At 41.6% G+C, this 22,690-nt stretch carries 22 protein-coding genes and 3 tRNA genes; 22 read left to right on the forward strand and 3 right to left on the reverse strand.

The genetic code is table 11. The features are described 5' to 3' along the window. The first annotated feature begins 95 nt into the window (after positions 1 to 95). Both AC1ECB_RS08475 and AC1ECB_RS08480 read left to right on the forward strand, forming a co-directional pair. Complete coding sequence (locus AC1ECB_RS08475; protein ID WP_485668293.1) at positions 96 to 1,334, forward strand: sensor histidine kinase; 1,239 nt, start codon at positions 96 to 98, stop codon at positions 1,332 to 1,334. 27 nt (positions 1,335 to 1,361) lie between these two features. Beyond that, entirely contained in the window at positions 1,362 to 1,814 is a 453-nt protein-coding gene (locus AC1ECB_RS08480) for a C-GCAxxG-C-C family (seleno)protein (protein WP_485668294.1), read from the forward strand. A 1-nt stretch (position 1,815) separates the two neighbouring features. Here the strand turns inward: AC1ECB_RS08480 and AC1ECB_RS08485 are convergent, their stop codons facing one another. Beyond that, on the reverse strand, positions 1,816 to 2,547 hold the full coding sequence (locus AC1ECB_RS08485) for a M48 family metallopeptidase (RefSeq protein ID WP_485668295.1): 732 nt from the start codon (positions 2,545 to 2,547) through the stop codon (positions 1,816 to 1,818). A 229-nt stretch (positions 2,548 to 2,776) separates the two neighbouring features. On the opposite strand from AC1ECB_RS08485, the gene AC1ECB_RS08490 reads away from it, so the two are divergent. The 12 genes from AC1ECB_RS08490 (at position 2,777) to AC1ECB_RS08545 (ending at position 14,025) form a co-directional block, all read left to right on the forward strand. Then, a tRNA-Leu gene (locus AC1ECB_RS08490) sits at positions 2,777 to 2,862 on the forward strand. Between the two features lie 205 nt (positions 2,863 to 3,067). After that, a complete protein-coding gene (locus AC1ECB_RS08495; protein ID WP_485668296.1) occupies positions 3,068 to 3,658 on the forward strand; it encodes a MerR family transcriptional regulator in 591 nt (196 codons plus the stop codon). A gap of 267 nt (positions 3,659 to 3,925) precedes the next feature. Beyond that, positions 3,926 to 5,191 (forward strand): two-component system sensor histidine kinase NtrB, encoded by a 1,266-nt coding sequence (locus tag AC1ECB_RS08500; RefSeq protein ID WP_485668297.1) that lies wholly within the window; start codon positions 3,926 to 3,928, stop codon positions 5,189 to 5,191. A gap of 110 nt (positions 5,192 to 5,301) precedes the next feature. Continuing rightward, positions 5,302 to 6,513: a L,D-transpeptidase family protein gene (locus AC1ECB_RS08505; RefSeq protein WP_485668298.1), complete on the forward strand. Its 1,212-nt coding sequence runs from the start codon at positions 5,302 to 5,304 to the stop codon at positions 6,511 to 6,513. A 179-nt stretch (positions 6,514 to 6,692) separates the two neighbouring features. Beyond that, positions 6,693 to 9,335: a DNA polymerase I gene (polA, locus tag AC1ECB_RS08510; RefSeq protein WP_485668299.1), complete on the forward strand. Its 2,643-nt coding sequence runs from the start codon at positions 6,693 to 6,695 to the stop codon at positions 9,333 to 9,335. Between the two features lie 13 nt (positions 9,336 to 9,348). Beyond that, positions 9,349 to 10,173 (forward strand): DNA-formamidopyrimidine glycosylase, encoded by an 825-nt coding sequence (mutM, locus tag AC1ECB_RS08515; protein ID WP_485668300.1) that lies wholly within the window; start codon positions 9,349 to 9,351, stop codon positions 10,171 to 10,173. A 16-nt stretch (positions 10,174 to 10,189) separates the two neighbouring features. Next, the gene (gene coaE, locus AC1ECB_RS08520) at positions 10,190 to 10,786 is read left to right on the forward strand and encodes a dephospho-CoA kinase (protein ID WP_485668301.1); all 597 of its coding nucleotides are present in this window, start codon (positions 10,190 to 10,192) and stop codon (positions 10,784 to 10,786) included. A 98-nt stretch (positions 10,787 to 10,884) separates the two neighbouring features. Further along, positions 10,885 to 11,454 carry a lytic transglycosylase domain-containing protein gene (locus AC1ECB_RS08525; RefSeq protein WP_485668302.1) on the forward strand — a complete coding sequence of 190 codons (570 nt, stop codon included), beginning with the start codon at positions 10,885 to 10,887 and terminating at the stop codon, positions 11,452 to 11,454. A gap of 38 nt (positions 11,455 to 11,492) precedes the next feature. Continuing rightward, a complete protein-coding gene (locus tag AC1ECB_RS08530) occupies positions 11,493 to 13,121 on the forward strand; it encodes a peptide ABC transporter substrate-binding protein (protein WP_485668303.1) in 1,629 nt (542 codons plus the stop codon). Positions 13,122 to 13,278: 157 nt separating this feature from the next. Next, positions 13,279 to 13,364 (forward strand) — tRNA-Leu (locus tag AC1ECB_RS08535). Positions 13,365 to 13,435: 71 nt separating this feature from the next. Then, positions 13,436 to 13,521: transfer RNA gene (locus AC1ECB_RS08540), tRNA-Leu, on the forward strand. A 141-nt stretch (positions 13,522 to 13,662) separates the two neighbouring features. Continuing rightward, the gene (locus AC1ECB_RS08545) at positions 13,663 to 14,025 is read left to right on the forward strand and encodes a hypothetical protein (RefSeq protein ID WP_485668304.1); all 363 of its coding nucleotides are present in this window, start codon (positions 13,663 to 13,665) and stop codon (positions 14,023 to 14,025) included. 513 nt (positions 14,026 to 14,538) lie between these two features. On the opposite strand, the gene AC1ECB_RS08550 is transcribed toward AC1ECB_RS08545, so the two are convergent. Then, a complete protein-coding gene (locus AC1ECB_RS08550; protein ID WP_485668305.1) occupies positions 14,539 to 15,270 on the reverse strand; it encodes a class I SAM-dependent methyltransferase in 732 nt (243 codons plus the stop codon). A gap of 666 nt (positions 15,271 to 15,936) precedes the next feature. Here AC1ECB_RS08550 and AC1ECB_RS08555 point away from each other — a divergent pair. The 5 genes from AC1ECB_RS08555 to ytfJ all read left to right on the forward strand — a co-directional run bounded on the left by AC1ECB_RS08555 (position 15,937) and on the right by ytfJ (position 19,690). Beyond that, positions 15,937 to 16,593 (forward strand): IS91 family transposase, encoded by a 657-nt coding sequence (locus tag AC1ECB_RS08555; protein WP_485668306.1) that lies wholly within the window; start codon positions 15,937 to 15,939, stop codon positions 16,591 to 16,593. A 245-nt stretch (positions 16,594 to 16,838) separates the two neighbouring features. Further along, positions 16,839 to 17,255: an IS200/IS605 family transposase gene (tnpA, locus tag AC1ECB_RS08560; protein ID WP_485664871.1), complete on the forward strand. Its 417-nt coding sequence runs from the start codon at positions 16,839 to 16,841 to the stop codon at positions 17,253 to 17,255. Between the two features lie 116 nt (positions 17,256 to 17,371). After that, positions 17,372 to 17,902 carry a transposase gene (locus AC1ECB_RS08565; protein ID WP_485668307.1) on the forward strand — a complete coding sequence of 177 codons (531 nt, stop codon included), beginning with the start codon at positions 17,372 to 17,374 and terminating at the stop codon, positions 17,900 to 17,902. A 668-nt stretch (positions 17,903 to 18,570) separates the two neighbouring features. Further along, positions 18,571 to 19,248, forward strand: a complete 678-nt coding sequence (locus AC1ECB_RS08570) for a DUF2953 domain-containing protein (protein ID WP_485668308.1) — start codon at positions 18,571 to 18,573, stop codon at positions 19,246 to 19,248. Next, positions 19,241 to 19,690: a GerW family sporulation protein gene (gene ytfJ / locus AC1ECB_RS08575; RefSeq protein ID WP_485668309.1), complete on the forward strand. Its 450-nt coding sequence runs from the start codon at positions 19,241 to 19,243 to the stop codon at positions 19,688 to 19,690. The genes AC1ECB_RS08570 and ytfJ overlap by 8 nt, the downstream gene beginning before the upstream one ends. 77 nt (positions 19,691 to 19,767) lie before the next feature. On the opposite strand, the gene AC1ECB_RS08580 is transcribed toward ytfJ, so the two are convergent. Next, positions 19,768 to 19,956 (reverse strand): hypothetical protein, encoded by a 189-nt coding sequence (locus AC1ECB_RS08580; RefSeq protein ID WP_021170326.1) that lies wholly within the window; start codon positions 19,954 to 19,956, stop codon positions 19,768 to 19,770. A gap of 171 nt (positions 19,957 to 20,127) precedes the next feature. On the opposite strand from AC1ECB_RS08580, the gene AC1ECB_RS08585 reads away from it, so the two are divergent. The 3 genes from AC1ECB_RS08585 (at position 20,128) to AC1ECB_RS08595 (ending at position 22,636) form a co-directional block, all read left to right on the forward strand. Next, complete coding sequence (locus AC1ECB_RS08585) at positions 20,128 to 21,276, forward strand: D-alanyl-D-alanine carboxypeptidase family protein (RefSeq protein WP_485668310.1); 1,149 nt, start codon at positions 20,128 to 20,130, stop codon at positions 21,274 to 21,276. 214 nt (positions 21,277 to 21,490) lie between these two features. After that, the gene (locus tag AC1ECB_RS08590) at positions 21,491 to 22,072 is read left to right on the forward strand and encodes a nucleoside recognition domain-containing protein (protein WP_485668311.1); all 582 of its coding nucleotides are present in this window, start codon (positions 21,491 to 21,493) and stop codon (positions 22,070 to 22,072) included. Between the two features lie 18 nt (positions 22,073 to 22,090). Continuing rightward, a complete protein-coding gene (locus AC1ECB_RS08595; RefSeq protein WP_485668312.1) occupies positions 22,091 to 22,636 on the forward strand; it encodes a spore maturation protein in 546 nt (181 codons plus the stop codon). Positions 22,637 to 22,690 lie beyond the last annotated feature (54 nt).

The raw sequence follows: 22,690 nt of genomic DNA on the forward strand, positions 1-22,690 counted from the left end.
TTGAGGATAATATAGCAAAATATTCATAATCAAGTAATACTATTTTATATATTGCTATTTTTCAAATCCAGGCCTATTGCAAGGGAGGCGTTACTATGCCTGTTTATCAAGGCTTAACCCTGGCGGATATTGTTAATGTTAAAGTGTTGCAGGAAATTCAGGATAAGTTTTCTGATGCTACTGGTCTGGCTGCTGTAATTGTAGATAGTGCTGGGCAGCCGGTTACAACCCCTAGCAATTTTACCCGGCTTTGCAATTTAATTCGTTCCACACCGCAGGGGCTGTCACGGTGTATGGGCTCTGATGATTGCGGGGGCAGAATGGCGGCTAGTCAGTTATGTCCTTCTGTGTATCGGTGTCATGCCGGGCTTATCGATTTAGGGGCACCTATCAGCATCAACCAACAGCATTTAGGAGGTTTTTTGGCAGGCCAAGTGATATTGCCAGAAGATGACGGGAATATTGCGAATGAAGTGTTAAACGGAGTGGCTGATTTAAACCTAGATCAAAAGGCTGTGCTCGACATGTTGGCAGAAATTCGGGTAATTCCCGAAGAACGGGTTAAAGCAGCTGCTGATTTGCTCTATATCATGACAAATTATATTGTGGAAATTGCTATGGCCAATATTGCGCAAAAGCAATTAATGGATGAATTGAAAGCCAAGGCTGATTTGGAGAAAGTGTTACGGGAAACGGAATTAAAAGCCTTACAATCACAAGTGAATCCTCATTTTTTGTTTAATACCTTAAATACCATTGCCCGCCTTGCCTTACTAGAGGAGGCGCCCCGTACTCAGGAAGTGGTCTATGCCTTGTCAGATCTATTGCGCAACAATCTGCGAAATATTGATGAAATGATAACCGTTGATGAGGAAGTTCAATATATAAAAAACTATTTGCTTATTCAAAAAATGCGTTTTGGTGATCGAATTCAGGCTACGATTATGATTCCAAAGGCATTGCTGGAACAAAAAATTCCGGTTATGACGTTGCAGCCGTTAGTAGAAAATGCCATCATTCATGGCCTTGAGCCTAAACGGGGTGGTGGCAATATTCATATTTCCGGCGGCATCCATGGGAATCAATATCAGCTAAGCATAACCGACACAGGTGTTGGTGTGACCCAAAGCCAAATTGAGTGGATCTTCCGTAATGAAAAGCGGATTGCTGGTAAAGGGCAAACTACGGGTCTAGGAATCATTAATGTTCATAAACGTATTCAGCACTATTTTGGGCCACAATGCGGGCTTGTTATTAGCGGGGAACAGGACCAGGGGACAACAGTGAAAATTTCCCTGCCGTATGAATTTACCACACAAGAAATTAGATTGTAAAAAAACACTAACCAAATGGAGGATATTATGAGCGAACAAAATCAGGTACAGTTAACAGTTAAGGATTTGACAGGACAACACTTTAAAGAAGGTTTTAATTGTGCCGAATCAGTTGTTAGGGCCTTCCGGGATTTTTATAAATTAGATATTTCTGATGAAGCACTAAAGATGGCATCAGGCTTTGGCGGTGGGCTGGGACATGCCGGTTGTATGTGTGGCGCGCTTTCTGGTGCTACGATGGTACTGGGAATGCTACAAGGCCGGTCCAATAAAGAGCAAAGCCGGGGACCTATTTATGGCAGCGCGCAAGAGTTCCATGATATTTTTTCCGGGCAATTTGGTGCTACCTGTTGCCGGGTGCTTAACCCTCATGAATTTGGCAGCAAGGAGCAACGGCATACTTGTTTCAAGTTAACGACGACTACTGCCGAAATATTGCTGAAATATCTCCAGGATAAACAATTGGTACCAGCAAAATAAGCTAAAATAGTCGGGATAACAGCTTGCCATTATCGGTTAACCATTTGCGGCATTCCCGATAGTTGGGCGAAAACCGGCCGACTTGTTCCCAAAACTTAGCAGAATGATTAGGAACAAGCATATGGCACAGTTCATGAATTACCAGATAATCAGTCACCCAAAGGGGAGCCATGATAACCCGCCAGTTATAATTAATATTGCCAAGGCTTGAGCAACTGCCCCAACGGGTTTTTTGGTCTCTAATAGTTATCTTAGCAGGGCGAACACCAATAACAGCGGCCCACTGCTTGGTTTTATCAAGAAATAAGTTACCAGCCTGGTCAACAAGCCAGGCTTTTACTATTTGTTCTACAATAGATACAACCTGTTGATGGTCAGCATAGTTCTGTGGCAACTGTAACTGTAGTTCGCTGGGAAGTAAGACTAATTCTATCTTGGTGCTGCCAGGTAAGATTGTCAAAGTATGGGGTTCCCCCTTATACAGTAGCTGCGAGCCAGATTTCAATTGCTGATTAACAGGGTTTTCAGCCAGTGAAGCCAGTTTGTCTAATCGTTTGCTAAGCCATTTGCTTTTAACAGTAAAAATATGTTCAACCTCAGACTGAGTTAATTTACCAGGGGTGACAATTTCAACAGCAGCAGAGGGGAGTATCCGTAACTGAATGGCCTTTCGGCGCTTATCCATTCGGATGGTATAGGTAATGTTTTGTCCATTGATATTCATTATTGACATAAAGTTCAATCCTTCCTGGTTATCGCGAGGGGGTACTTTTACCCAGTGATTGTGGTGTAATCAAGATATATATTTGTCAGCAAACGATATTCTCCTTTAAACATAAAATAAAAAAATCCCTATAAACGTACTTGACAATAATACGCCCAAATGATATCATAACTAATGTCCGGTGCAGGACATAAACAAAATAATTGCTCGGGTGGGATATTTCCTTCCAAAAATTTATGCGGGTGTGGCGGAATGGCAGACGCGGCAGACTCAAAATCTGCTCTGGGTAACTAGGTGGGGGTTCAAGTCCCTTCACCCGCACCATTAAAAAAGTTCTAAGTTTACTTAGAACTTTTTTTGTATTGTGCTCTCAATATCATTTTTGTTACTCTTTGGTCAACGATATTTCCAGTAATATAATAAAAATAAAATTTTTGTAATTTTTTTACATAAATTCATAAAAATAGCAGGAAAATTACTTTGTGATCGCGAATAGTATCGCAACAACAAAATTGTAGAGGTGGTTTTTATGTCAGAATTGTTGAGTATCAAAGAGATATCGCAGGAACTGGGCATTCCTCAAAGCACTTTGCGATATTATCGTGACTTATTCATGGATTATTTGCCAGCTGCCGGTGAAGGTAAAAAGAAACGGTTTTATCCCGAGGCAGTTGTCGTGTTTCAGACTATTGCCAAAGGTATGCATAAAAACAAAAATGCTGATGATATTGCCAGTGATCTCAATCAGCGTTTTACCCGCTTTATTGACGTTAAAGAAGCCGATGAAAAAACGCAGGAAGGCAGCGCAACATATTCGCAAAATGATGAAATCCATCAATCGCAAGCCCTGACGTCACTAACGCAGCTTGACGGTTCGGCGATAATGGCTGTGATTGCTTCGCAAAATCAAGCTTTACAGCAAATAGCTGCTACAATTAGTATTGTAAATGAACAGCAGGAAGAATTACACAATTTAAAGGAAGAGGTAACCAATTTGGAGGAACGGCTGGAAAAAGAGCTGACTAATCATTTCCAGTTGGTAGATACCCAGTTGCGCCAGGCTATAGAGCAAAGGGAAACCAGAAAGCCCAAGTCGTTCTGGCAGCGGTTATTTGCATAAATGTAAGATGCTAAACAATTGAAAAGGCAGCAGCAAAAGGTGTAACGACCTAGGCTGCTGCCTTTTATATTTATTTGGCTAATACATGGTAGAAAATGTAAAAACAATATATTGAATTACAAATAATGGAAATCAATGCAGTTTAGTACCTAGTTTTGCTGCGAATATAGTGGATAGTAATCCGGAAAGGCGGCAACATGTCGAATTAGGCAACTGTGAAAATGTAGACAACCAAAGGTCTGAATGGCTCCCTGGAGCTAATTCGACATGGTAATATTAAAAAGTGTCGGTTTTTTACGAAAAGTTATTCTGCTGATTTGGCAGGAATTACAAAAATTTACAAGAATGTTTACTACAAGAAATAAAATTGGTCAGCAGGAGGAGACGAAAATGTCGGCAGCAGAAGCGCTCAACAGTAAAATAGTATATTTGCACGGAGACGATGGTTATCAAGACTCCATTGACACTACAACAGGAATTATTTTCATAGATAGTGATTTTCGGGTGAAAAATCTAAATCGCGAAGCTGAAAAAATTTGTGGAGTTGAGCGGGTCAGGTCAATTGGCAGAAGAGCAGATGATGTATTTAAGCAGCATGGCGATAAATTTTTACAAGCCTTTCATCTGCAAGAATATGAAGAATTGAATACGATTAATTTAAAACTCAAAGTACAAGATCAATTTATCTATGCTCATATTGATACGCTCAAACTTCGGGGCAATGCCGGACAAGCCAATGGGTTGATTGTTATTATCCAGGATTTATCAGCAGTCCGGGCCGCTATCAAACAAATACAGGTAACGCAAATGTTAATGTCACTAGGCGAATTGGCGGCAGGGGTGGCGCATCATGTCAGGACACCGCTTACTACCATCAGCGGCTATTTGCAGGTAATGCTTGGTCGTTTGGAAGATGATCGCTACACGGTGGGACGCGATGTGCTGGAGATGATGCTAGATGAAGTATCTTCTATTAATAGTGTAGTTAAAGAACTTGTTTTATTTGCCAATCCTCCAGTTAGTAAAGAAGATAATGTTGATATAAATTGTACTATTGGGGAAGCACTGCTTTTGACCTTTAAACAACTTGATGGTGAAAAAATCGAAATCGATAAACAACTGGCTCCTAACCTGCCGCCGCTCAAGGTGGATAGTAATTTAATAAAACAGGCCATTGTAAATGTAATGCAAAATGCTATGGAGGCAATGCCGGGAGAAGGGGTGCTGTCAGTAAAGTCTTGGCTCAATTCTGAGCTTAATATGCTGGTTATTGCCATCAGTGATACTGGACCGGGGGTAAATCCAGAGATTCTGCCCCGGATATTTGAACCATTTTATACAACGAAACTTGAGCATATGGGACTTGGTTTGCCTGTTGCTCATCGAATCATTGGTGAGCATGGTGGCTTTATTAATATCAGCCCGGCTAAGCAGATAAACACAGGTGCTTGTATCCATATCTATCTTCCCATAATTGATGACCGCCACCGGCATTTACGGATAATAGATCAGCAGATACTTAACCTACAGTAAGGAGATAATGAAAATCACTATAAATATTATTGTAAGTAGGGGTAATATTGGGCCTGGTATTCTTCATATTATGTTATTGTTACAAAAATTAATGTGAAGAAGGGATGCAAGTGTTACTCCGGTTTAGTTTTTGGTTTACTACACTTTTTTTATTAATTATTGTAAGTTGTTACTCCACAACAATTGCATTAGCTGGACCCAGTATTACGGTGAATTTGCCTAGTCGAACGATTGAACTGTTTGCAGACAATAAAGTAGTAAAAGAATTCCCCATAGCTATTGGAAAAGCGTCTACCCCTACCCCGATCGGTACGTTTGCTATTCTCTCTAAAGATATAAATCCTGCCTGGTATCCGCCAGATCAGCCGGGGAAAGTAGTACCATCCGGACCAGACAACCCATTAGGCTACCGCTGGCTGGGTATCTGGAATAATTATGGAATCCATGGTACCAATGCACCTGAGTCAATTGGTGACGCTGTGTCAAATGGCTGCATTCGCATGCAGGAAGTTGATGTAGAAGAACTTTTTGAGTTGGTAAATTGCGGAACACCGGTAAATATAACCTATGACCGGGTAAAGGTTCGAACCAATGCCCGGGGGCAGGTGTTACTGGCTGTTTATCCTGATATTTATGGTTATAGCAGTATTACCATCCAGGATGTTAGAAACAAACTAAATACGTACCGCCTAAATACGCTGGTAACTGACGAGCTATTGCGTGACATGATTAATGATCCAAGTGATGAGCAGGTCGTTATTGCGAATCGGTTTACGATTCAGGTTAACGGTAAGCAAATAAGTGAGCAAGGGCTAATTGTTCAGGATGTGCGATATGTTCCCGTTTACGCGGTTGCCGGGACGCTCAAGCGGCAAATAAAGTGGGATGAAAAAACCAAGGTCGTTCAACATGGAGCAACCACCGTACCGGGTAATGTAGTTGACAATGTGGTATATGTAGCTGCAGACAAGCTGACAGCATTATTTTCCTGCCAGCCTAGCTGGAAAAACGAAGAAAATGCGTTATTTTTGGAATACCAGGGAGTATTCCTGAATGATAAGCCAGTCAACCTTGAGGTACATGAGCTGCAGGGAATAGCAGCAGTACCGGCACTGCCATTGGCAGAGGATCTCGGGTGTAAAGTTAACTGGAATCAGGAGAAACAAGTATTAACTATGGCAGCTAAAGGGGAACTTGTTACTATACCTATTGTTATGGTAGATAGTGTTCCTTTCATCAAAATCACGAATATCAATCAATATTTTAATGCCTATGTATATTGGAATAAAGAAGCTAAAACGATAGAATTTATTTATCCGTAAAGCCAAGGGGTAGCGGGGTATTTTGAAACGAGATTGCTTCGTCGTATGCGAAAGCAATCTCGTTTTTCCTTTAATACATAAGGTAGGAGTATATTTAGAAAAATAGAGAAGGGATTTAAAGTCTTAATAGCCAATACAAATAGACTGGACACAATATTGGAGCATAAGGTGGTGGGCATATGTCCCAAAAATTTATTATAATTGACGGTAGTAGTTTAGTGCATCGCGCATTCCATGCATTACCCATGCTGCGTACGGCAGGTGGGCTATATACTAATGCGGTATATGGGTTTACTACTATGCTTGTCAAACTGTTAACAGAGTATAACCCTGATTTAGTTGCTGTGGCGTTTGATAAAAGCCGGGTTACCTTTCGAACAGAGGTCTATCAGCAGTATAAGGGGCAAAGGCAGGCTACTCCCAGCGAGTTATCTGAACAATTTCCGTTGGTGCGTGAATTACTCCAGGCACTTGGGATAACTACCCTGGAAGAACAAGGCTACGAGGCTGACGACATTATTGGGACATTATCTGAAAAGGCAGCTAAGCTGGGGTTTGAAGTTCTTATTGTTACCGGTGACCGTGATGCATTGCAATTGATAGGACCAGCAGTCAAGGTATTGCTTACTAAAAAAGGCATAACAGAAATGGAAACCGTCGACGTGCCGGCACTTAAAGAAAAATATGGGCTGACTCCAAGTCAGATGATTGATATGAAAGGGTTAATGGGGGATACTTCTGATAATATTCCGGGTGTTCCAGGCATTGGCGAAAAGACGGCGCTCAAGCTATTGGCCGAATTTAGTACCATGGAAAATGTCCTGAATAATATTGATAAAGTTGCCGGGAAAAAATTGCAGGAGAATCTCCGGCAATATGCAGACCAAGCAGTATTATCTAAACAATTGGCAACTATTATACGTAATATGAACATCGAGTTTATTCCTGAAGCTTTTGGCATTACTCCGGCAAAACAAGCTGTCAAAGAATTGTTTATAAAATTTGAATTTAAAAGCCTGATAAACAAGGTCGATACGCTGTTTCCGGGATACTGTGCGCCAGATGCCGCTGAGAAACCTGTGAACGAGGTAGAGTTTTTGCCGCTGGTTACGGTCACTAGCCGCTCGGCGGCAATCGCGCTTTATACGGAAGCAAAAGATCTGGAGCGAATCAGTTGTTATCCGCTGCCGGCAGGGCATTCGCTGTTAGCCGGCCTGCTCGGTCTTGGTATTACTTGCGCAGATAAAACCGTTTTTATTCCTGCTGACTGTGAAGGCTGGGAGGTCGTTTTTGATCTTTTGGCTGATGCTAGTATAATAGTAGATACCTATGACTCGAAAAAACTATATCATATCTGCCAGCTAAAAGGCTCTGCATTACATGCGCAGCTATTTGATGTTCTGATTGCCGCCTATTTGCTTGAACCTACGGCAGCCTCCTACCCGCTTGACGTTTTGGCAGAAAAGTACTTGGGGCAGGCTGCCTCTTTGCCGGTCGGGGACAAGCAGATGACGCAACGACCGGAGTTTGCCTGCTGGGCCAGCAAGGTTGTGGGGCAATTGCAAGCCAGTCTCGCCACAGCACTGGCTGAGGACGGACTGGACAACTTGTTCGAACAAGTTGAATTACCACTTGTCGAGACGTTAGCAGCCATGGAGGTTGCCGGCATTCGAGTTGACCGGGAATACCTTAGGGAGATGGCAGTAAGTATTGCCACTAAAATTGATAAGCTTGTTAGTGAAATCTACCTGCTTGCCGGTGAAAATTTTAATATAAATTCTACGAAGCAATTGGGTGTCATTCTGTTTGAAAAATTGCAGCTTCCGATTATTAAAAAGACGAAAACCGGTTACTCTACTGACGCAGAAGTATTGGAAAAACTAGTAGGTCAGCATCCACTTATTGACAAGCTGTTAGAGTACAGGATGATGACAAAACTCAAATCAACCTATCTTGATGGGTTGGAAGTGTTAATCCAGCCGGAAACAGACAGAATTCATACTAGCTTTAACCAAATGGTTACGGCTACCGGCAGACTAAGCAGTTCTGAGCCTAACCTGCAGAATATTCCTGTTCGTTCTGATATGGGCCGGAAAATCAGGGAGTTATTTGTTCCCGGTGAAGGCTATCAATATATTATGTCTGCCGACTATTCGCAGATTGAATTACGCATCTTGGCCCATATGGCTGGAGATACTAGTTTGCTGGAGGCCTTTAGACATAATCAGGATATACATACCCGGACGGCGGCTGAGGTTTTTGGTGTAGCCATGTCAGAGGTTACGCCAGAATTGCGCTCCAGAGCCAAAGCCGTCAATTTTGGTATTGTGTATGGTATTAGTGATTATGGTTTGTCACGGGATATCGGCGTTAGCCGGAAAGAAGCTGCTCATTATATTGCCAGCTATTTCGCCAAATACCAGGGGGTAAAGCGCTATATTGACGAGAGTGTTGCCAGTGCCCACCGGGATGGCTATGTTATTACTCTGTTTGGGCGTCGCCGTCAGTTACCGGATATTAATAGCAGCAACTTTAATCAACGTTCCTTTGCGGAACGTACGGCGATGAACACTCCTATTCAGGGTGCTGCGGCTGATATCATTAAAATTGCAATGAATAAGGTTTACGCTGCCCTTAAGACCAAAGGACTTAAGAGCCGGCTGTTATTACAGGTACATGACGAATTATTGCTGGAAGTCACAGCAGAGGAGCTTAATCAGGTAACTTCACTTGTAAAGGAAGCTATGGAGCAAGCGGTGGAACTTACCGTACCGTTAGTGGCCGATGTTAAAACCGGTCTCAATTGGGCCAAAGCTAAGTAAGAAGGGGTGTATTATGCCGGAAATGCCGGAAGTTGAAACAATTCGTCGGACACTTGCGGATAAGGTAGAGGGGCGCAAGATTATTCGGGTGGATATTGGTCTGCCCCGCCTGGTAAAATGGCCGACAGCATCTGAATTCCAGGCTGTTCTTACAGATAGAACGATTACGAAATTGGTGCGCCGCGGCAAATATCTGCTTTTTTATCTTGATACCAATTTTGTACTCATTATTCATTTACGGATGACCGGCCGTTTGTATTATAAAACGCCAGGCAGTGAGTTTGATAAGTTTACTCATATTTTATTTAAGCTTGATAATGGCGACATTTTGTTATATGCTGATACGCGTACGCTGGGAACACTTTATCTGATGCCGGAGGAGGAACTGTGGCGTATTGCCGGCCTGGCCTCTATGGGACCGGAGCCATTGTCAGCAGAATTTACATTGGAATATTTTGCTGACATGCTAAGTAAACGCCGGGCTAAGATAAAGACGGTGCTGCTTAATCAGAAATTAATTGGCGGTCTTGGTAATATTTATGTTGATGAAGCCCTAGCCATTGCCTGCATTGATCCGGAACGTATAGCAAGCAGCCTTACTGCACAAGAGGCAAACTACCTCCATCAGGCGATTAATCAGGTTATTGCAGACGGCATAGCGCATGGCGGCACTACCTTTCGTGATTATCGCGACGGCACCGGCCAGAGTGGCAGCCACCAGCAGCATCTGCAGGTTTATGGACGAACCAACGAGCCTTGTAAGCGCTGCGGCGGTATTATTGCCCGCAAGGAAGTGGCTGGCCGTGGTACGCATTATTGTCCTAACTGCCAGAAGTAGCCGGGAGGATGAAGTTATGTATTTAATTGGATTAACCGGCGGAATTGCGAGCGGTAAGAGCACAGTAAGCCGGATGCTTAGTGAATTAGGTGCATTTATTATCGATGCTGACAAGCTTTCCCGAGAGATTACCCAACCGGGAAAACCAGCCTGGCAAGAAATTATTAAAAAATTTGGGCAGGATATTATTCAGGATAATGGTGAAATTGACCGCAAACGTTTGGGCCAATTGGTATTTGCCAACAAGCAGGCTCGCTCTGAATTAGAAGCGATTACCCATCCACATATTGAGGCAGCAGCAAAAGCGGCTATGGCTGCTGCCTCGGCAGACGGTTTTAATGTGATTGTACTTGACGCCCCGCTCTTAATTGAAGTGGGTTGGCATACCAGGGTTGATGCTGTATGGGTAGTCTATGTCAATGAACAGACGCAGCTCAAGCGGCTAATGGCGCGTGACAATAGTGACAGGGAGGCTGCACAAGCCAGAATGAATGCTCAACTTCCACTTACGGAAAAACTGAAATATGCCGATGTTGTTATTAATAACGGTGACGCTATTGAAATTACCCGAAAAAATGTACTAAAAGCTTGGAAGGAGATAGAAAATCTTTAATGCGTTGTAAATAGTAAAGAGCAGTAAAATTAGTGGTATTTTTTAGCGAGCGTACACATAGTTTTCTACAGTGATTTTCTTATTACGGAGTGATTTTATTGCGTATCTGGACTTGGCTGAAAGTCCTGATAATTGGTCTGTTATTAGCTGCCATAGGAGTATATGCTGTATTCACCAGTGATTGGTTTCAGAAGAAGTATATGTATCCGTTTTTATATCAGGAAGCCGTATATACCTATGCACTGGAACGAGAACTCGACCCATTTTTAGTCACCGGAGTTATTCGAACAGAAAGTAAATTTATTAGTGAAGCCCGATCACCCAAAGGGGCATTAGGGTTAATGCAAATTATGCCTGAGACCGGTCGATGGATTGCCGAGCAGCTTGGTGAAACAGAATACATGACCGCCGATTTGATAGATCCGGACTTGAACATTCGGTTTGGCAGCTGGTATTTGGCCTCCTTGAAAAAAGAGTTTGGTGGCAATGAGGTATTGATTCTTGCCGCTTATAATGGCGGTCGCGGCAACGTGAAGCAATGGATCGAACGGTATGGTTGGTCCAAAGATTTTGACGATATTCAGCAAATTCCTTTTAAAGAGACCAGAGAGTATGTAGAAAAAGTAATGTTCAGTAAGAAACGGTATATTGAATTGTATGGTAGATAGAGTTTTAGAACAAGGGAAACGAGGAGAATGCATCATAAATGCGTAAGCTAATGATTCTATTATTGGTACTATTCATTGTTGTCATTACCGGTTGTAGTCATAAGGAAGATACTTTAACTCCAGAAGAGAAAAAAGTGAATGTCCAGCAGGGTGGTCAGCTTAAGTATGGCAGTGTGAATGAGCCTAACACGCTAAATCCACTGATTTCAAATCTATTGGCTACCGCTGAAGTAGGTAAACTGGTGTTTAGCGGCTTGGTAGTTACCGGGGATAAAGGGGAATGGGTTCCCGATTTAGCAGTTGATGTGCCAACAACTGCTAATGGGGGCGTTGCTGCCGATGGACGTACAGTAACATACCGTTTGCGCCAGGGAGTAACGTGGCATGACGGTACACCCTTTACTGCCGCAGATGTTAAGTTTACCTGGCAGTATATTATGAATCCGAAAGTAAATGTTGTGTCAAGAGATGGCTATGATCGGATTACTTCGATTGAGACCCCGGATAAGTATACTGTTGTAGTCAAGTTTCGCGAATACTATGCGCCATATTTAACGTTGTTTGGCACAATATTGCCAAAACATAAATTGGAAAATGTTAGCGATCTCAATAAAGATCCTTTTAACCGAGCGCCAATCGGTACTGGTCCGTTTAAATTTAGGGAATGGCAGGTGGCGGAGGCTCTTATTTTTGATGCCAACTCCGGCTATTATCGTGGTAAACCAGTTTTAGACAGTATTATTTATAAAATTGTTCCTGAACAAAGCCTTTTGCTCACGCAGCTAAAAACAGGAGAATTGGATATTGTCAGTAATATTGCCTTTTCTAATTTGGAACAAGTCAAGACCATAGACGGAATCCGAACAGTAATTGAACCAACTATGGTTTGGGAACATATGGATTTTAATCTTGATAATGTATTGTTTCAAGACCTGCGGGTGCGCCAAGCCATTGCTGCTGCAATTGACCGTCAAGCCATTGTTGCAAATGTACTTAAAGGGGTTGCTGTTCCAGCTTATGGTGATCAGTCACCTTTATCCTGGGCCTATAATCCGATGCAGCAGCCGCCCACCAGAGATGTTAACGTTGCCCGTGAATTGCTGGCGCAAGCTGGCTGGACTCCCGGGCCGGATGGGATAATGATTAAGGAAAAGAAGAAACTGGCATTCGCCTTGGCCATACCCAACGGGAATAGACAGCGCGAACAAACGGCGCAAAAGATTGTTGAGCAGCTTAAAGAAGTTGGTATTGCTGTTGAAGTACGGCCTATTGATACACAGCTGTTTTTTAGTGATATTTTAAAGAACCGTCGATTTGAGGCGGCTATTTATGCCTGGGTTGCCGGTGTTGATCCAGATAATCTCAATCTTTGGCATTCGCGAAAAATCCCAGGTCGCGGCAATGACGGCCAGAATTATTCTGGCTGGCGTAATCCGGAGATCGATAAATTGACTGAACTGGGAACAAGAACAGTAGATATTACTGCCAGAAAAGATATTTATTTTCGCATTCAGGATATAATTAGAGAAGATTGTCCTGTTGTGCCGTTATACTTTAGAGGGAATATTGCTGCAGTAAAAGAAACAGTGGCTAACTACCAGACCAATCCTACTCCGGCTGGTAATCTATGGAATGCTTGGCAGTGGGGGTTTACTGCTGCCAAATGAGTGAACTCGTTTCAGCATAGCTAAAACAAGGGGGATTCAGGTGGAGAGTCTACTCCACCTGAATGAACGACGCCTATAGAGGCGGGAGGTATTATAATATTTGTGCTTGACGAAAAAGTTATTTTGTCATATAATATCGATTGTTGATAATGATCATGCGGCCGTGGCGGAACGGCAGACGCGCTAGCCTCAGGAGCTAGTGGGGGCAACCTCGTGGTGGTTCAAATCCACTCGGCCGCACCAACTTGACGTTCGATGTACGACATTCGATATTCGTATTGAAAATCGTAAGTCGAAGATCGAAAATCAAATACGCGGTAGTGGCGGAACGGCAGACGCACCAGCTTGAGGGGCTGGCGGGGGCAACCTCGTGATGGTTCAAATCCATTCTACCGCACCAAAGGAAATTTTGACTTTTGAGAATAGCTCAAAGGTCTTTTTTATTTCTATCCAATAAATTCTAAACAAATTCTAAAATATGGAGTTTATTATTAAATTATGGATTCGGAATCAAAACAACAGGACAAAAGGAAGTGTTCCTATGAAAATTGTAGCCAAAAAAGTAATCATATACTCAATGCTCGGCCTAATGCAAGTTGGTATGTTCTCGTCGGTAGCTGCCGCAGCACCGGGACCTTTACATAACAGTGGTTCGCAACAAATAGTACAGCTTGACCGTCATGATGGCCATGGCAACCGTGATAATGACCGGCGGCGTCAGCATGACGAACGGATGCGGCAAGAAAATGAGCGGCATGAAAGAGAAATGAGGCGGCACCCGAATGAGGGTCGTCGGGCATGGCGTGAGCGGCAAGCGCGTGAAAGGGAACGGCATGACCGTGAACTGCGTGAAATTGGAGCTCTTTTGCTTGGTATCGTGATTGGTAGCGCGTCCAATGATTAAGAAGCATAAAGTAAATTATGTTTAGGTCTTAAGTGAGGGGGTCATTCATATGCATGGTTATTTCCCTTACAGGATGGCGGTTCTTAGTGTATTTCATGTAGCAGGGAGCGTAATAGTTTTCTACAAAAATAATATCATTCAATCGGAAATAAATAAACCCAATAGATGTTATAGTGAAGAGGAAAGGGTAACGCCTTTCTAAGGGAGGTATTAAACCACCCTGCTGAGCAGGTAACACCTGACGTCTACCGCACCAAAATGAAGCTTTTGAGATAGTCACTCAGAAGCTTTTTGCTTTATCCCCAAAATGCATCCTCAAAACATTTAGGATGCATTTTTTTATTGGTTTGATCATTAGATATGTTGGCCTTTGAGTAGTAATGAACATAGACAAGCAGCTTTTTCTTTTTGAAAAATATTTAGATTCTCTAATATTAAAGGCTCAAATCCAAGAGCGACAATCTTCGAATATCCGCATCCGAAATCACCATGCCACGTACCATTGTCATGAACTTATTTCTTTTTCTTACATAAAACAGCCCATAAAAAGCTCTTTCCAAATAAACTGTCTTCCACACTGGTTTCCTGCATTGGTCTAAACTCAATTACTTCAAACTGATCTTCAAATAATAACCTAATTTGATTCTCTGAATAGGCTAAACCGCCTTTAAGGCTACCCATTTTATAAACTTCCAGGTCTGTAAAACTTTTGCCGCCGCCAAGTTCAATGAAACCTGGCCTAAAACAGGTTAAACCAAAATATCCTCCTGGTTTTAAAGCTTTTTTAATAAGATTTACATATCCAATTCTACGGTGCGGTGTTATATGGTGTAAACATCCCGAATCATAAATCATATCGTATGTATTTATCGCTAAATCTAAATCATAAACCGATTTACAAGAGAAATTTATATTTACTTTATATTTTAAAGCTAATTCTTTTCCCCATTCTATGGAAACATTTGAAATATCAATTGCATCTATAGTGCATCCCTGCTTTGCAAAGAAGATAGCATTTCTACCGTTTCCGCATCCAAATTCCAATACTTTTCCCTTTGTTAAGAACCCTTTATGGAAGTAAGATACTAAATTTTCATCTGGGAATTCAACGAAAAATGGTATTTCTTTAATTCGCTCAGAAAAGAATTTATTCCAAAACGGAGCTGGTTCTCTAAACATAGCATCAAGCATTTTTAATAAATCTTCATTTGAATTTATAATTTTATCATAATTTTCTTGGCCCATAACTTCCTCCTTGAGATGTTTTAGATAATTCTATTTTACCAAAAGAAACGCCTGCATTACATCATTTGTAAGGTTAATTAATGAAAATATGTTAATTTAAAGTATCTCCCGTTTTCCGTCTGTGCCTCCGTACTGTTTACGCCCGGTTTGAGCAAAGAGACAGTGGTATAGTCTTGTTGATGCAACCCCCTAAGATAGTAGTACCTCCACCCCTTTGCCTTAAAGCAATTGTGCCCTCATAAGGTGGTCTCCGGCAACCCTCGTAACTCCCGTAATCCCCCGGCCTTTGCCGGAAAAAGCGTTCCGCAGGAGAAAAGCCGGGCGGTATTCCGTTAAAAAATCCGTACTGTTTGAGCGTAGCGAGTTTACGGATTTTAGGAATATCGCCCGGCTTTTCAGCTTTTGGAGGCTTGGGGCCTAGACCTTTTGTTACTTTTGGGGCAATGCCAAAAGTAAAACCCCGCTCCTTGTATTCCATTGACTCAACAATAGGATTCATGGATTTGGGTATTGGATAGCTGATGTGCTCAAATTCAAAGGACGCGTAGCGTTTTTCTTAATATATCAGAAAGTATAAGATTCGGGGTGTAGTCCTTTACTTGATATATCAGAAAGTATAAGATTCGGGGTGTAGTCCTTTACTTGGAATTTTGGTAAAGTAAAAGCATGGCACACAATACATTATGGCAAATATTCTTCGACAAGAATGAGCATTGGGATAAATTTATAAAGCGTCATGGTAGACGTATTCGAGAAGTTGTGAAAAAAGAAATCAACAAATATCGTTATTGTGGTGATAGCAAGCATGGTTATAAAATGCTAGTATGTGAAGGGTGTCATGATGTAAAAATTATACCTTATCGCTGTAAAAGTAGATTTTGCACGACCTGCTCCTGTGGTGAAAGCGAAGAATGGAGTAGGATGATGTCAGAAGATGTTATCCAAACCAATCATCGTCATGTTGTCTTTACGATAGATGAAAATCTTAGAATCATATTTGAGAAGCACCGTAATTTGCTTAAAGGCTTAATGGATGAAGCAGCGCGTATGATTCGTGATTATTTTCAAAAAAAACATAAAGTAATACCTGGAATTATATCCGGATTACATACTTTTGGATCGAAACTGAACTTTAATCCGCATGTCCATATGTTAGTAAGTATGGGTGGTATGAAGGAAAATGGGGAATGGAAAAGTTATGACTTTATCCCTTTTCCCATGCTCCGTAAGCAATGGCAAACAGTGGTGCTTAAACTGATTCGAAAGAGTATTACGGCAGAAGAGAAGAAAAAGTTCAGCCGCTATTACAACAAGCCTATGTAAATAATGCAGATGGCTTTTATATATATGCCCCGAAACAAAAGGGAAATTTTAAAGAACAATTACAATACATTGGTCGTTATATGAGACGTCCTGCAATCGGTATAAATGATAATCCTAATCCCCCAGCTATGCTGGGGAGAACAGAGTAAGCAGAAGCGTTACTGCGGGTGAACTAAAAAACCTCCTGTGTTAGTATGATACTGGTGTCGCAAGCCAATATCAGAGAACATAGGAGGTTATCCAAAATGGACAGTTCAAGCTTATCACATACAAAATGGAAATGCCAGTATCACATAGTTTTTATACCGAAGTACAGAAGGAAAGTTCTGTACGGAAAAATAAGGGCGGATGTGAGAGAAATATTAAAAAAGCTCTGCAAATACAAAAATGTAGAAATTATTGAAGGAGCAGTATGTGCTGATCATGTACATTTATGCGTAAGTATCCCGCCCAAATTGAGTGTAGCAGAATTTATGGGATATTTGAAAGGGAAGAGTGCGTTAATGATATACGATGTACATCCAGATCAGGGGAGTAAGTGGAATAGAGCATTTTGGGCACGAGGCTATTATGTAGCAACAGTGGGAAATATCACGGAGGAAGCAATTAAGAGATATATACAAGAACAACAGGAAGAAGCAAAAAAAGAAGAAAAGAACTAAAAGAGCCTCTTTCAGAGGCCGATGGTAACAATGCTTGCGATACCCGCCTTTTAGGCGTAGCAAGTAATCAGCCCTTACAGGGCTAATAACAAGCCACCACTTGAAGTGGTGGTCGTATGACTCGAATAGTAGACTACGATGGTGAAATGGTAAGTTTTCGTTATCATGATAAAAATGATGGTCAAGAAAAGGTTGAAACAATAACGGTGGAAGAATTTATAGGTCGAATCATAAAACATATACCAGATGAACAATTTAAAGTGATTCGTCATTATGGAATCTACTCTAGACGAATCAAAACCCTATGCAAACAATTAATAACAGTTTGGCAAAAAAATGCACGTAAGTGGCTAGTAAAGATAAAGCGGTTAGTAAAAAGAAATTGGAGTCAAAGAATCAAAGAACAGACAGGAAAAGATCCAATGATATGTCCCCATTGTAGTAATTATTATGAATACAAGGGAGAAGTCTGTCTAAAAGAAGGTAAATTGACAGTAAAATATGCAAAAGATAGTATGGCGAGAGCTTATTTAGAAAGGATGATTGACGATAGCACAGGCAATGAGAAAAAAGAAAGCAAAGAAAATAGGCGGGAAGCCAACGCCTCCTCGCCCAAGTACGGTAAAGTATATTTGTTTAGTGTGTGATGAGATTGAGAATATTCCATACCAAGTTGTTAGGAATTTTGACAGAATGGATGACGGTGATCCAACGGTACCGCCACAGTTTGCTTGTCAAAAATGTGGCAATGCGATGTATCCTGAGTATTACAAAGGGGTTCATGGATTTGAGTATAAGATATCTGATTTGAGGTAGACCAAAAGGACGCGTAGCGTTTTTCTTATAGTATAAGAAAGTATAAGTTTTGGAGTCCTGGAGGCCTTAAAGAAAGTGTGCCCCCATAAGGTAGTCCACAGTAACCCTCGTAACTCCCGTAACCCCTCGGCCTTTGCCGGAAAAAGCGTTCCGCAGGAGAAAAGCCGGGCGGTATTTCGTTAAAAAATCCGTACTGTTTGAGCGTAGCGAGTTCACGGATTTTAGGAATATCGCCCGGCTTTTCAGCTTTTGGAGCCTTAGGGCCTAGATTTTTTGTTGCTTTTGGGGCAATGCCAAAAGTAACCATCCCGCTCCTTGTATTCTATTGACTCAACAATAGGATTCGTGGATTTGGGTTTGGATAGCTGATGTGCTCAAATCCAAAGGCCGCGATAGCGGTTTTCTTATATAGCGTTAAACGTGTCGTAGACCTGAAATGCATAGTTTGGGGCAGTAGTGTAGAAAATCTAATATACCAGAGACAAAGAGGGTAAAGTACATGAACAATTGGCTATTTGTTTTAATATCGACAGCTATTTTGCTAGTACTGCTTTTTCGTGTCAACGTATATATGGATTTACGCTTTTGCCGCCGTAACGATGATGATTATGTTGCCGTTACTATATATGCCTTGCAGAAACTCTTTATTTATACTATGAAAATCCCAATAATTAAACTTGTTCAGTATGGCGATTTGCCTTGGATTACGTCTAAAATAGACGCTCCGCATGGAGCAGCAACAACACAGGTAAGTCGTGAACAGCGCTTTGTACGAAAATGTATCAAATTATTATTTTATAATCCGGAACGCTTTCTGCGTCTGCTTAGAACAGCTAACAAGCTAATTCGTGGCTATCTTCGCTATGTGAATAGACTTTCCCCGGGAATTCATTGTGAAAAACTTGAGTTAAAGACAATATATGGCTTTGAAGATGCCGCCTTTACTGGCATTGTGATGGGTATACTAGGTGCTTTGACTGAAAAAATGCTGAGATCTATACATAATCGACTGGTATTAGATGCCAAGCCGTGTATTAAAATACAGCCAGTTTATGGTCATTGTCAACTAGAGATTGAGCTCAAGTGTATATTCAGGATACGATTTGGTAATGTTATTACTGCAACTATGGCAAATATAATAAATTCAATGCACAGGGAGGCGACTCGCAGTGGCTGAGCATCCAATACAGGGTCTGATGAAAACGGCTATGGAAAGCATTAAAGGCATGATAGATGTCAATACCATTATTGGCGATGCAGTGGAAACTTCTGATGGCACAGTAATTATTCCCATCTCGCGGGTAGCATTTGGATTTGCAGCTGGCGGCGGTGACTATGAAGCGGAGGAGTTAAAAACCGACCACCCCTTTGGTGGTGCCAGCGGCGCCGGTATTAGCGTTAAGCCGGTAGGCTTTTTAGTATGCTCGCCAACTAACGGTGTACGGTTTATGTCTGTAGAAAGCAATCTTTTTTATGACCGTCTGATAGATATGGTGCCTCAAGTAATGACTAAAATTGAAAATATGCTAAAAGGTGATACTGATGAGGAAACAGACCTTGAACAGCTTGCTCATCCAGCCGCAACTGATTCTTCTCACCAGCATTCGGCTTACAAATAGTTTGATTTGGTAATTTTTTTAAAATATGTAAACCCACACATAATTGTGTGGGTTTTTACATATAAATTTACTAATTATTAAGCTAAATCATCAAGTTTCTCTTTAATCTGAGTAGAATGTAAAGCCTCTGCTTCAGCAAAATGTTTGAACATTTTAGCGACATCCTGGTCGCCAATGCGATCAGCGAAAGACTGATAATCACGCACAAGTTCTTGCTTTTGCGTAAGTGTGGTACGTAAGGCTGTTTTGAGGTCAAGAGTTTCCATAGTGAATCACCTCCTTGAATTTGTTACTATTATCTCCGGCTATGCATTAAATAATCCCCGGAATTATTACATCCAGAATTAGACAAGTCCGGGAATAAGTTAATTTTGACCTTGAGCCAAATTAATTATATAATAAGATTTAGCTTTATCTTAAACGAAGGGATTGGACTCATGCGACAACTAACTAATCTTGGAATACTGCTAGTTATAGGCCTGGTGTTTTTGCCAATAACAGTATTCGCAGGAGATTTTGTACCAGAACTTACGGCTAAAGCTGCCATCGTCATGGAAGCGTCAACAGGAAAAGTGCTTTATAGCAGAAATGCCAACGAACGGCGTTATCCGGCCAGTACTACCAAGATTATTACATTAATTACCGCGCTGGAGTATGGTAATCTTGATGATAATGTAATTGCCAGTCCTAATGCCGCTACCACCGAAGGCTCATCACTATGGCTTTCACCTGGAGAACAACTTAAACTACGTGACATGTTGTATGGTATAATGCTTGTTTCTGGTAATGATGCTACCGTAGCCGTAGCTGAACATATTTCCGGATCGGTCGAAGGCTTCGCTAAACTAATGACTGAAAAAGCGCATGCGATTGGTGCAGTCAACAGCAACTTTGTAAATACCAGCGGACTACCTGATGAAAGACATTACACCACTGCCTATGATTTAGCTAAAATTACGGCATATGGTTATAAGAATCCGCTATTTACTCAAATTGTTTCAACCAAGAACAAAGTCATTCCCTGGCCTGGCAAAGACCATGATCGGGATTTATACAACGAAAATAGAATGTTATGGTTATATGATGGGGCAAATGGGGTAAAAACCGGCTATACTGACGCAGCGGGACGCTGCCTGGTTTCAGCTGCCAATCGAAATGGTATCCAAATCGTTGCGATCGTACTAGATAGTGAACGCATGTGGGATGATTCGATCAAGCTTTTGGATTATGGCTTTGCGCAGCTTAAACCAGTTCCTGTCATTACTAAAGGTGATATCTTAAAAACTGTTAAAATCAAAGAGGGAAAAGCAAGCAATATCAAGTTACTGGCAGCCAATGATATCATCTTACCGATAGCAGACAATGAACACGACAAATTTACCACTGTTGTCGAAGCTCCCACCAAAATTACGGCGCCTATTGCTGTTGGTCAAAAACTTGGCACAGTTAAAATTATGTATAATAACATAGAGGTCGCCAATACAGATTTAATTGCAGACCAGCCGGTAGAAAAAAAATCATTTTTTACAATATTTTGGGGATCATTAGTTAGTTTTGTAACATTTGTAATTCATAACTTTGCTTGAAGGACGCCATTAGGCGTCTTTTTTATAAGATAAAGTATATGTTTTTTGAACCGCAGAGACGCAGAGTACGCAGAGGGAATGTCTCGATATACATCTCCCCTCTGCGCTCTCTGTGTACTCTGCGGTTAGCCGTATCCTCAAGGGCGTGATAGCGCTTTTTTACGTGTTCTAGCCGGCTATAATTTGTCATACCATCATAATGGGTGATATGACCATGATTAATCTAATTTGGATGATACTTATAGCCAGTGGTATTATTTATGCCGGCATGAATGGACGTATTGAAGTTGTTACAGCTAGTGCTATCAGTGCGGCCAAAAGCGCAGTAGAATTATCCATTAACTTAATTGGCGTCATGTGTTTATGGTTGGGTATTATGCGAATTGCTGAGTCATCAGGCCTAATCAAAATCATCTCCTATCTTTTACAGCCCATTGTTGGTTTACTGTTTCCCTCTGTACCAAAAAACCATCCGGCTATGGGTGCCATCATTATGACACTTAGTGCTAATATGTTAGGACTAGGTAATGCCGTAACACCACTTGGGATTAAAGCTATGCAACAGTTACAAACCCTTAATCCTAAAAAAGATACGGCTACTGCAGCTATGTGCACCTTGTTGGCACTCTGTACTACCGGATTTACTCTTGTTCCAGCCACAATTATTGCTTTGCGCTCTGCAGCAGGTTCAGTCAATCCTACCGAGATTGTAGGATCAACCCTTATTGTAAGTTTGTTTGCTACCATTTTGGTACTTGTTATTGATCGACTGTGTCAAGCGATATGTAAACGGTAAGCAAGGGGGACTGTCCACATGTTGATTGAACTGTGTGAGCAGTTATCAGTCTGGGTAATTCCTGCCGTACTGCTCCTAATTCCGGTAATTGGGTATTTTAAAAAAGTAAAAGTATATGAAGCCTTTGTTGAAGGCGCTGCCGAAGGGTTTCACACCGCCATCCGTATCCTGCCATGTCTTGTTGCCATGCTAGTAGCTATCAGTATTTTCCGGGCATCAGGTGCCTTAGATGCGTGTGTACAGTTTATGGCTCCAGTACTGCATGTGTTAGGTGTACCAGCCGACTTAGTGCCGCTGGCAATCATGCGACCACTGTCAGGAAGCGGCTCGCTGGGAATAGCGACCGAAATCCTCAACACCTATGGTCCTGATTCCCTGGTTGGGCGAATAGCCTCAACCGTATTAGCCAGTACGGACACAACCTTTTATGTGTTGACAGTCTATTTTGGTGCAGTGGCTATCAATAATCCCCGCTATGCACTGTTAGTTGGATTGTCTGGTGATATTGCCAGTTTCCTGGCATCAGTTTACATATGTCAATATTTGTTCAGTGTTAACTGGTAACAATTTGTTACCAGTATTTTTATGCTTGTATTTTGTGGCACTTCAAGGAGCACC

This window comes from Sporomusa sp. 246TCP1 (assembly GCF_057319775.1).

Excerpts from the sequence above, each read along its gene's own strand:
- AC1ECB_RS08590 (WP_485668311.1), top strand. The coding sequence starts at position 21,491 with ATGATTAATCTAATTTGGATGATACTTATAGCCAGTGGTATTATTTAT.
- AC1ECB_RS08545 (WP_485668304.1), top strand. The coding sequence starts at position 13,663 with ATGAAAATTGTAGCCAAAAAAGTAATCATATACTCAATGCTCGGCCTA.
- tnpA (WP_485664871.1), top strand. The coding sequence starts at position 16,839 with ATGGACAGTTCAAGCTTATCACATACAAAATGGAAATGCCAGTATCAC.
- AC1ECB_RS08595 (WP_485668312.1), top strand. The coding sequence starts at position 22,091 with ATGTTGATTGAACTGTGTGAGCAGTTATCAGTCTGGGTAATTCCTGCC.
- AC1ECB_RS08495 (WP_485668296.1), top strand. The coding sequence starts at position 3,068 with ATGTCAGAATTGTTGAGTATCAAAGAGATATCGCAGGAACTGGGCATT.
- AC1ECB_RS08570 (WP_485668308.1), top strand. The coding sequence starts at position 18,571 with ATGAACAATTGGCTATTTGTTTTAATATCGACAGCTATTTTGCTAGTA.
- AC1ECB_RS08585 (WP_485668310.1), top strand. The coding sequence starts at position 20,128 with ATGCGACAACTAACTAATCTTGGAATACTGCTAGTTATAGGCCTGGTG.
- polA (WP_485668299.1), top strand. The coding sequence starts at position 6,693 with ATGTCCCAAAAATTTATTATAATTGACGGTAGTAGTTTAGTGCATCGC.
- AC1ECB_RS08555 (WP_485668306.1), top strand. The coding sequence starts at position 15,937 with ATGGCACACAATACATTATGGCAAATATTCTTCGACAAGAATGAGCAT.
- AC1ECB_RS08485 (WP_485668295.1), bottom strand. The coding sequence starts at position 2,547 with ATGTCAATAATGAATATCAATGGACAAAACATTACCTATACCATCCGA.
- AC1ECB_RS08565 (WP_485668307.1), top strand. The coding sequence starts at position 17,372 with ATGACTCGAATAGTAGACTACGATGGTGAAATGGTAAGTTTTCGTTAT.
- coaE (WP_485668301.1), top strand. The coding sequence starts at position 10,190 with ATGTATTTAATTGGATTAACCGGCGGAATTGCGAGCGGTAAGAGCACA.
- AC1ECB_RS08550 (WP_485668305.1), bottom strand. The coding sequence starts at position 15,270 with ATGGGCCAAGAAAATTATGATAAAATTATAAATTCAAATGAAGATTTA.
- mutM (WP_485668300.1), top strand. The coding sequence starts at position 9,349 with ATGCCGGAAATGCCGGAAGTTGAAACAATTCGTCGGACACTTGCGGAT.
- AC1ECB_RS08480 (WP_485668294.1), top strand. The coding sequence starts at position 1,362 with ATGAGCGAACAAAATCAGGTACAGTTAACAGTTAAGGATTTGACAGGA.
- AC1ECB_RS08500 (WP_485668297.1), top strand. The coding sequence starts at position 3,926 with ATGGTAATATTAAAAAGTGTCGGTTTTTTACGAAAAGTTATTCTGCTG.
- AC1ECB_RS08530 (WP_485668303.1), top strand. The coding sequence starts at position 11,493 with ATGCGTAAGCTAATGATTCTATTATTGGTACTATTCATTGTTGTCATT.
- AC1ECB_RS08475 (WP_485668293.1), top strand. The coding sequence starts at position 96 with ATGCCTGTTTATCAAGGCTTAACCCTGGCGGATATTGTTAATGTTAAA.
- AC1ECB_RS08580 (WP_021170326.1), bottom strand. The coding sequence starts at position 19,956 with ATGGAAACTCTTGACCTCAAAACAGCCTTACGTACCACACTTACGCAA.